General features: G+C 70.6%; 7 protein-coding genes and 1 pseudogene. 4 read left to right on the top strand and 4 right to left on the bottom strand.

Translation table 11 applies throughout. The features are described 5' to 3' along the window. A pseudogene (locus ND747_RS25960) lies at window positions 1–269 on the bottom strand (hypothetical protein); the annotation flags it as partial. 161 nt (window positions 270–430) lie between these two features. On the opposite strand from ND747_RS25960, the gene ND747_RS25955 reads away from it, so the two are divergent. Together ND747_RS25955 and ND747_RS25950 are read left to right on the top strand one after the other, a co-directional pair. Next, a complete protein-coding gene (locus tag ND747_RS25955) occupies window positions 431–1,933 on the top strand; it encodes an SCO6880 family protein (protein ID WP_251736849.1) in 1,503 nt (500 codons plus the stop codon). Then, window positions 1,930–3,876, top strand: a complete 1,947-nt coding sequence (locus tag ND747_RS25950; protein ID WP_251736847.1) for a conjugal transfer protein TraC — start codon at window positions 1,930–1,932, stop codon at window positions 3,874–3,876. The genes ND747_RS25955 and ND747_RS25950 overlap by 4 nt, the downstream gene beginning before the upstream one ends. Here the strand turns inward: ND747_RS25950 and ND747_RS25945 are convergent. Further along, on the bottom strand, window positions 3,843–4,799 hold the full coding sequence (locus ND747_RS25945; RefSeq protein ID WP_251736845.1) for a hypothetical protein: 957 nt from the start codon (window positions 4,797–4,799) through the stop codon (window positions 3,843–3,845). The two genes, ND747_RS25950 and ND747_RS25945, sit on opposite strands and share 34 nt — an antisense overlap. 192 nt (window positions 4,800–4,991) lie before the next feature. Further along, complete coding sequence (locus tag ND747_RS25940) at window positions 4,992–5,534, bottom strand: YbhB/YbcL family Raf kinase inhibitor-like protein (RefSeq protein ID WP_251736844.1); 543 nt, start codon at window positions 5,532–5,534, stop codon at window positions 4,992–4,994. A gap of 120 nt (window positions 5,535–5,654) precedes the next feature. Here ND747_RS25940 and ND747_RS25935 point away from each other — a divergent pair, with 120 nt between their 5' ends. Next, a complete protein-coding gene (locus ND747_RS25935) occupies window positions 5,655–5,993 on the top strand; it encodes a P-II family nitrogen regulator (protein WP_251736842.1) in 339 nt (112 codons plus the stop codon). A gap of 249 nt (window positions 5,994–6,242) precedes the next feature. Here ND747_RS25935 and ND747_RS25930 read toward each other — a convergent pair whose 3' ends face one another. Continuing rightward, window positions 6,243–7,169, bottom strand: a complete 927-nt coding sequence (locus ND747_RS25930; protein ID WP_251736840.1) for a VTT domain-containing protein — start codon at window positions 7,167–7,169, stop codon at window positions 6,243–6,245. Window positions 7,170–7,905: 736 nt separating this feature from the next. On the opposite strand from ND747_RS25930, the gene ND747_RS25925 reads away from it, so the two are divergent. Further along, window positions 7,906–8,814, top strand: coding sequence for a lipase family protein (locus tag ND747_RS25925; protein WP_251736839.1), 909 nt, complete (start codon window positions 7,906–7,908; stop codon window positions 8,812–8,814). Window positions 8,815–8,839 lie beyond the last annotated feature (25 nt).

The following is an 8,839-nucleotide window of genomic DNA, read 5'->3' as shown; positions in this document are numbered from 1 at the left end:
CAGAGCACGCAGCAGGTCGAGGTCGCGGCGACGGCGGTCGGCGGCGGCAGCGGCCGGGCTGCGATCGCAGCCGGTGCCAGCGGCACGCGCCAGCCCGCGCGAGCAGGGGTGGCGGCCCGAGTCGGCGGATCAACGGGGGCCGCGGGTCGTTCGAACGGCACGACGCGGGTCGCTGCGAGCCGCCCCGGCGCCGGCCCGCGGACCAGTCCGGCGAGCCCCGCGACGCGTCCGGCGGTGACGGCCGCGTCCCGGCCGCCCCGGGTCGGCACGCCCAACCCGCCGACCCGCACCGGCGGCCAGTGAACAAGATCCGAACAGCGACCGGCACACCGTCCCGCGCCACGGCCGGAGCAGCACGACCCAGGCACAACCCGAAACACCGTCCGCAACAATGCGGCGCCGAGCGGTGAAGGAGCGAGTGAGGTAGTCGATGGTCGCGGAACGCAGTTACCGGTTCGGGCCGTTGGAGCGCGGCGGGATCATGCTGGGCATGCGCTGGCCACAGCTCGGCCTGATGATCGGCGTGATGCTGTGCGTTCTCGGCGCGCTGCGCTCACCACTGATCACCGTCCCGATCTGGGTGCTGTTCGCCCTGGCCCTGCTGTTCGTCGCGTTCGTCCGGGTGGAGGATCGTAACCTCGACCAGTGGGTGCCGATCCTTTTCGGCTTCACGATGCAGAAGGTGACGGGCGAATCGGTGTTCCGTGGCGCGTTCTTCCGGCTCGGTTCCGGCGATGACCAGCTCAGTCGTACGGTCCTCCCCGGACCGCTGTCCTCCCTGGTGATGCTGTCCGTCCCGGTGGGTGGCGGGCGCTACGTCGCCATCGTCAAGGATGCGAAGAAGCAGACCTACACCGCTGTTCTGCAGGTACGGGGCAGCCAGTTCGCGCTGCTGGAATCCGGGGACCAGCAGGCCCGGGTCGATGCCTGGGGGGAGCTGCTCGCCGGGCTCACCTCCGGTGGTGGCCGGCTGTCGCGGATCCAGTGGCTGGAACGCACCCTGCCCGACTCCGGTGACCAGCTGCAGCGGCACTGGCGGGTCCGCGGTCACCACGACGACTCGTGGGTGGCCAACGCCTACCAGCAGGTGATCGACGCGGCCGGCCCGGTCGCCCAGCGGCATGAGACCTACCTGTCGTTCCAGCTGCGGGCCAAGGACGCCCGCCGGGCCATCCAGCGGGCCGGCGGCGGCGATCAGGCGGCCTGCGCCGTCCTGCTCGGTGAACTTCGCACGATGGAGGCGGCGCTGGCCCGCGCGTCCATCAACACGGTGGGCTGGCTGCCGCCACGGGCGCTCGCCGCCGTCATCCGCACCACCTACGATCCGTACTCGATCGAGATGATCGACGCCCGTGGTGGGGCGAGCACCGACCTGGCCGGTGGTCTGAAGGGTCTCGCGTCCGGCATCGACCCGGCCGTCGCCGGACCTGTACGCACCGTCACAGCCTGGGATCACTACCGCACGGACTCCGGCTTCCACACCACCTACTGGATCAACGGATGGCCGCGGGTTCCGTCGCCGGCGGCGTTCCTCGCCCCGCTGCTGATGGAGACCACCTGCCGGCGTACCGTGTCCCTGATCGTGGAGCCGCTCCCCGGACGTAAGGCGGAGAAGTCGGTGAACCGGCGACGAATGGCCCACCTCGGTGAGCAGCAGATGCGAGACAAGGTCGGCAAGGTCACGACCCAGCGGGACGTTGCCGAGGCGGACGAGGTCGAACGCCGCGAGCAGGAACTCATCGCCGGGTTCGGCGCGTTCCGCTTTCACGGGTTCGTCACCGTCTCCGCCGACGACCTCGACGGCCTCGCCGATGCGTGCGGCGAGGCGGAGACCCTGGCCTCCCGCAGCCGCCTGGAGATGGTGCGGCTCGTCGGCGAGCAGGACCAGGGTTTCAGCGTCGGTGCGCTACCCCTGGCAGTAGGAGTGGCATGAGCCCAGCGCACGACGGTGACACCAACCAGTACGGCGACACCGACCGACACAGCGGCGCCAACGGATATGGCGACGCCAACGGGTACGGCGACGCGGACGAAGTGCTCGACTTCGACCAGTTCGACCCGCCCAGCTATGACGAGGCCGGCTACGACCCGGACGGCTACGAGGCGGCGGCCTACGAGGCCGCGTCCCACGACCCGGGGCGCGACGCCGAGGGTTTCGTCGATCTGGGTGGCGGCCCGCGTCGCCCGCGTAGTTCCGCCCGCGGGCAGGCAGCCCAGCCCTCGCCGCGCCGCGGCCGTCGGGCCGAGAAGGCCGCCGCCACCGCCGAGAAGGCGGCGATGCGCCGGGCTCAGGCGGCCCTGCGCCGCGGCGCGCAGCCACCTCGGCTGATCGGGCAGTTCGCCGGGCGCAACTACCACAGGCTGCGGCTGCCGGCGCACATGGAGACAACCGCGCAGATCGCCGGCATCTACCCGTTCGTCGTCGACTCGGGGCTCGACGCCCCCGGGATGTACATCGGCCGGCACGTCTGGTCGGGCAACTCGTTCGATTTCGACGTGTTCGAGCTGTACCGCCAGCAGGTCATCGAGAACCCGAACTTCGCCGTGTTCGGCGCGGTCGGTTCCCGCAAGTCCGCGCTGCTCAAGACGCTGATCTCGCGGGGTGCGGCGTTCGGCTACCAGGCCGCGGTGCCCTGTGACCCCAAGGGCGAGTACACCCGGCTCGCCCGCCGGCTCGGCTGCGAACCCACCTACATCGGCCCCGGCATGGCCACCCGGCTCAACCCGCTGGACGCCCCGCCACGACCGCGTGGCATCGCCGACGCCGACTGGGCCCGAGAGGTGAAGCGGGCCCGCTCGGCGCTGCTGTCGTCGCTGATCGAGACGGCGAAGGGGGTGCCGCTCACCCCGGCCGAGCACACCGCCGTCGACCTCGCGCTCGACGTCGTCACCCGGCAGATCACCGGTGCCGACCCCGACCGCTGGGCCACCCCGCTGCTGCCCCACGTCCTCGAGGCGATGACCGACCCCACCGACGCGGACTGTGTCGACCTGCCGATGACGGCCACCGAGCTGCGCGACGCCTCCCGGGACGCCACCCTCACCCTGCGTCGGCTCACCCACGGCGCACTCGGCGGTCTGTTCGACGGACCGACGACGTCCCCGTTGGACTTCGACCGGCCGATCGCCGTGCTGAACCTGGAACGGGTCCAGGGCAGCGACGAGATGATCGCGCTGATCATGACCTGTGCGCAGGCGTGGATGGAAGCAGCGCTGATGCGCCAGGACGGCGTGCAGCGCTACGTCGTCTACGACGAGTGCTGGCGGCTGATGCGCTTTGCCGGGCTGGTGCGCCGACTGTCCGCACAGCAGAAGCTCGCCCGGCAGTGGGGCTGTGCGAACGCGATCGTCGCGCACCGCATCTCCGACCTGCTCTCCGCCTCCCCCGACTCGGTGGAGATCGCCAAGGGTCTGCTCGCGGAGACGGCGATCCGCATCCTCTACAAGCAGGCCTCCGACCAGATCTCCGACACCCAGGAGGCCCTGGGCCTCACCGACGTCGCGGCCGACCTGCTGCCGCGGCTCGACCCCGGGTTCGCGCTGTGGCTCATCGGCGCCCGGGCCTTCTACGTCGAACACGTCGTCGGCGACCTGGAGATCCCGGTCGTGCTGAACGGGTCGAAGATGCACGGCGAGGTCGACGACACCAACCTGACGCCGGACGACCTCGACCCCGCCGAACTCGACCCGCCGGGCCTCGAAGCCACCCTGCCATCCGGGCCCGGCGCGTTCGGAACCGCGACGTTCGGTGGCGGTCTGCCCGCCGCCGACGGCCTGGCTGTCGGTCATGGGGATGACGACGAGCCGGACGGCGGCGGCGAGCCGTACTCCGGTGACTACGGCTATCCCTCGGTGGAGCCCAGCTCCGCCGGCTGACGCAGCCCGTCGACCGACAGGGCCGACGGCGGGGGCCAGTCCAGGCCGATCGGGTTGGGCCAGGTGAACCCGCCGCCGTGGGCCACCCGTTCGGCCAGCCCGTAAAGCGTCTCGTACAGCTCGTCGCGTTCCGGTCGCGACAGCGCCCGGTACGGCGGGGCGGCGAGCAGGTCGGTGACGTTCTCGATCTCGGCGCTGGCCTGCGAACCGAGCGAGGTCAACGAACCGTCCGGATGCAGCCAGCCGCGCCCGACGAGGTTACGCACCGCATTCGACCACTCCCGTTCGCTCCAGCCTCGCGACATCCGGGACTGTTCGGCGGGGCTGCGCCCCGTCGCCGAGGCGAGCACGAGCGCCTCACACGGCCCGACCTCGGAACGCACCAGGGCGGCGATGTGCCCATCGCCACGATGTTCCCGCAGGACGGTCAATGCCTGCCACAGGGCGAGGTGCGGCTCACCCGGAATCGGCAGGGCCGCGTTCGCCGCTGCCATCGGCCGGCCCGCGGTCACCGTGGCCGCGGCCACCCGACCGGCCAGTTCCGCGGCCCGACGCACCGCCGCGCCCGTCGCCTCCAGGCCCCACAGATCGCGCAGCACGTCGTCCATGGCCGCGAGCCGCGCGTCCAGCAGCCGTGCCGGCGACGAGTAGGCCCAGACATCCGGCACGGACCTGGCGATCCGCCGGGGTGCGAACGTGTAGAAGGCCGCGGTGATCGCCGAGGCCGAGGCCGCGCCGAGCGGGGCCGCCCGCATCCCGACGTAGCTCATCCAGAATCCGTGGCAGCCGGCCTCCGCACCGAACCGAGCCACCGCCGGATGGAAGTAGATGACCGCGTGGATTGGTTCGGCCACCTCCCAGCTCCGGCGCGCGTCGTTCGCGTACGCCGCACCGAGCTCGTCCCGCTGTCTGCCGTCGCCCATGCAGTCCTCCCGACCGTGAGTCCACTCCAGACTCCCCCGCGGTGGCAGGCCTATGCCAGGAACAACGGTCACCGTCTGGCACCGACCGGCCGGCCTGGGCGGGCCACCGGGCCGCTTCCAGCGGGAACGTGCCGGAAACGCGATCGAAATGACCCTGGCCCGGTGACCACCCTGGTGCCGGTGGACCGCCGATCAATGCTGGAACGTCACCCGCAGGACCGCGCGGGCCAACGTGTGGAACGCGAGGTTGAATCCGACGACGGCCGGCGACACCTCGTCGTTGATCTCGAGCGTGGGAACGTCGACGGCATGCACCGTGAACACGTACCGGTGCGGCACGTCGCCCTGCGGCGGCGCGGCACCGCCGTACTCCTTCGTCCCCCAGTCGGCCCGGACGTGATAGGCGCCGGCGGGCAGCCCGGGAAAGTCACCGCTGCCCGCGCCGGTCGGCAGCTCGGTGGTGCTGGCGGGCAGGTCGACGAGGACCCAGTGCCAGAAGCCGCTGCCGGTCGGCGCGTCCGGGTCGAAGCAGGTCACGACGAAGCTCTGCGTCTGCTCCGGGGCACCGGACCAGGCCAGCTGTGGGGAGATGTTGTTTCCGCCAGCGCTGCCGTGCACCTGGGCCAGCGGCACGGTGCCACCGTCGACGAGGTCGGAGCTCACGACGGTGAACGTCGGACGGACGGGCAGCACGTCGTACGGATCCGGCGCGGTGCCGCGGTCGAGCAGGGACATGGTTCTTCCTTCCGGTGTGTGCTTCGCTGACAATCCGGAGACAGGCTCGTTATCTGCCGGTTCTACGCTTCGGATGAGGCGGTCGACACCGGCGGTGTGGCCCACGGACGAGAGGCAGCCGTGAAACTGGTCACCGCGGTTCTACGCCCGCATCGGGTCGACGACGTGCGCGCCGCGCTCGGCATCTTCGGCATCCAGGGTATGACCATCAGCCAGGTCACTGGTTTTGGCACGGAGCTGTGGCGCACCGAGACCTATCGCGGCCGGCGCTTCCACGACGAGTCGGTGCTGTCAGTGCGCCTCGAATGCGTTGTCGCCGATTCTGATGTCGAGGATGTGGTCGGCGTCATTCGAGGGGCGGCGGCGACGGCGTCGAGCGGGGCGGGGAAGATCTGGGTGCTGCCGGTCGACTCGCTGACCCGGGTGCGCACCGCCGAACGCGGGATGGATGCGTTGTGAGCGCACAGTCGTCCCACCCTTAAAGAGGTGAGACGATAGTCACATTATTGAAAATCTTGTGTGCTACCTGCATCTCTGCGGTCCGCTCCCGGCCGCGGCCGGGAGCGGACGGGCGACAGCCCCACGATGAGCCGATACTGTTGATGAGTCCCGGCGGGCGTCCCGCCGACTCCCCCCGTATCGGTGCGGAGCCCGCCGGGACCCGAAATCCCCAGCCTCCCCGCGAGCCACCTGCGCGAGGGGGCTTTTTCAGCTCTGACGACCGGCGGAGTGTCGCCCGCCGCTGCCGCCGCGCCGCATCTGCATCGTGGCGGACGAGTCGAACGGTTGGCCGTGCGGCTCCGACTCCAGCGACTCCGACTCCAGCGGCTCCAGCTCCTGCACACCGGATCCGTGGCCGCCGGCCACCCAGCCGTTGGCCCCCTGGCCGCCGGTGCCCTGCACGTCGGCGGAGTTCTGCCAGGTGCCACCCGGGTCACCCGCCGCGCCTGCGGCGGCGCCCGGGCCACCGGCGTGGTCGGCCGCGTTCGCGCCGCCCTGGGCGTGGCGACGGCGCCGGGCCCGCAGCATCTCGATGCCCATGGGCAGCACCGACACGGCCACCACGAGGATGAGCATCGCCTCGATGTTGTCGTGGATGAAGTTCACCGAGCCGAGGAAGTAGCCGAGCAGGGTGATCCCGCAGCCCCAGAGCAGACCACCGATGAGGTTGTAGATCGAGAAGATCCGGTAGTTCATCCCACCCACCCCGGCGATGACCGGAGTGAAGGTCCGCACGATCGGCACAAAACGCGCCAGTACGATCGACTTCGGGCCGTTCTTCTCGAAGAACGCGTTTGCCTGTTCGAGGTGCTCTCGCCGGAACAACCGGGAGTTCGGCCGGTTGAACAGCCCCGGGCCTATCCTGCGCCCGATGAGATACCCCACCTGGTCACCCGTCACCGCGGCCAGTCCGATGAGGATCATCGCCACGGGCAGCGGGGTGGAGACCTCGTCCCGGGAAATCAGCATGCCGACGGTGAACAGCAGCGAGTCACCGGGCAGGAAGAAGCCGATCAGCAGCCCCGACTCGGCAAAAACGATCAGCAGGACGATGGCCAGACCAGCCTTGACCAGGCTGTCCGCGCTGAGAACATCCGGGCCGAGCGCAAGCGTGCTGGACGCAAGTGTGGTCACGATAGCGGGCCTCCGCCGGTTTCGGGACGACGGGATGAACGAACTGCTCCGACCGCGGCGATCACTGGCCGCCGCACCGCACCCGCCTGCGGACACCATCAGGGTATCCACCCGTTGCCCCTGACCTGCCATCGCCCGCGGATACCCGGCCGAGATCCACAGAAGGTGCACAGTTTCGGCCCCGAGCGGGACCGCGACCCCGACCTGCCACGGCAGCAGGGCCTTGGCCGTGGGATGCCCGGACGGGCAGATCACCGTGGCCGCGTCGGCCGGCGAGTCAAAGCCCACCGTGCGCACCAAACCCCACCAGGAAGTCACCGATCGTAAACAATACGCTTATTGCGTGTCTTATTCGCGACTGGTGTCGAAGGGTGATGTGCGCGGTCGCGTGATCCGTATGCCGTTGGTCCTCCTGCTGTTCGGACTTGCTCCGCTGGCCGGCTGCGGACGGGCCGCCGATGTCACTCTCGGCCGCTCCGGGCCAGCCGGAGCGCACTCCGTCGGCGACAGTGCTGGGGATGACGGGGCCGGGCCGGCGAGTGGGCCAGGGCGGCCAGGAGACCTCGTCCGGCAGACCGCGGTGCGCGGGGCTCCGGCCGGGATCCGCGCTTGGCGGATCCTATACCGGTCACGGACCTTCTCCCGGTCGACGGCGCTGGTGTCCGGTCTGGTCCTCGCGCCGAGCGGTCCTGCGATATCCACAGCCGCTTCGCCGACGGTGACCACGGGGCCGACGGTGACCACGGGTGGTCGCCAGGTGGTGTCGTTCGCCCATGGGACGACCGGAGTCGCCGACTCCTGTGCACCGTCTGCGGCCCAGCCGCCGCTGGCCGCCGCCGCGTGGACGTTCCCGCTCGTCCGCGCGGGCTATGTCGTCACGCTCACCGACTACGCGGGCCTGGGCACCCCGGGCGAACACGCCATCTACGTCGCCGGGCCGGAGGGTCGGGCGGTGTTGGACATCGTCCGGGCCGCCCGCGCCATCACTGCCGCCGATACCGGGCGCGATGCCGTCCTCTGGGGTTATTCACAGGGTGGACAGGCCGTCCTCGCCGCTGGTGCGCAGGCCTCGTCCTATGCCCCTGACCTGCGAGTTCATGGGGTCATCGCGACTGCTCCGCTGGCCGATCTGCCCGCCTCGCTGACCGCCCTGGAGCATCGTTCGGACGGCGTCGGCTATCTCATGCTGGCGGTGATCGGTGCCGCCGACGCCAACCCCCGGATCGATCTCACCCGCTACCTGACCCCGAAGGGCAGGCAGCTGCTCGCCGTCGCTCGCACCCGCTGCGCGCCGGACCTGCTGACCGCGAGCACCGGGGTCAGCGTCGGCGCCGCCTTCCGGCAGGACCCGATGCGGCTGACGCCGTTCGCGACCGCCTTCGCCCGGGGACGGGACGAGGTGACACGCCGCATGGCACCGACGCTGATCCTGCAGGGAGACCGGGACACCGTTATCCGCCGTTCGGACACCGATGGCGTCGTCCGACGCCTGTGCACAACGGGCACCACGGTGGACTACCGACGCTATCCACAGGCCGGCCACGGCACGGTCCTCGGCGCCTCCATGAACGACCTGACCAGCTGGATCACCCGCCGGTTCGCACCTCATCCACTGGTGGTCACCGACATCTGCACCCGACGATGACCACCCTGCGGGCAGCGACCGTCCA

This window comes from Frankia sp. R82, from assembly GCF_023716925.1.
In the GTDB taxonomy this organism is placed as follows: Bacteria; Actinomycetota; Actinomycetes; order Frankiales; family Frankiaceae; genus Frankia.
Note: the sequence above shows the minus strand (reverse complement) of the source record. Positions and strands in the feature narration are given on the sequence as shown.